General features: G+C 62.9%; 1 pseudogene. It reads right to left on the bottom strand.

The features are described 5' to 3' along the window. Positions 1-264: pseudogene (locus tag SB816_RS32520) on the bottom strand (fructose-bisphosphatase class I); the annotation flags it as partial.

Below are 264 nucleotides of genomic sequence, written 5' to 3'. Positions count from 1 at the left end.
CCCGGTTGCAGGAACGATTCCTCGGTGGCCTGCTTGCCGTGCGGGCAGCGCAGCACCGAGAAGATCGTGCCGATCGACACGTTCACGTCGATGTTCGACGAGCCGTCGAGCGGATCGAACACGAGCAGGTATTCGCCGCGCGGGTAGTTCGCGGGGATCGGGAAGAACGTTTCCATTTCCTCCGACGCCATCGCGGCGAGGTTGCCGCCCCATTCGTTCGCGTCGAGCAGGATCTCGTTCGACAGGATGTCGAGCTTCTTCTGC

The sequence above is a fragment of the Achromobacter sp. SIMBA_011 genome (assembly GCF_046535435.1).
Lineage (GTDB): Bacteria > Pseudomonadota > Gammaproteobacteria > Burkholderiales > Burkholderiaceae_B > Achromobacter > Achromobacter dolens.
The sequence above is the reverse complement of the archived record's forward strand: the minus strand, read 5'-3'. Positions and strand labels throughout refer to the sequence as shown.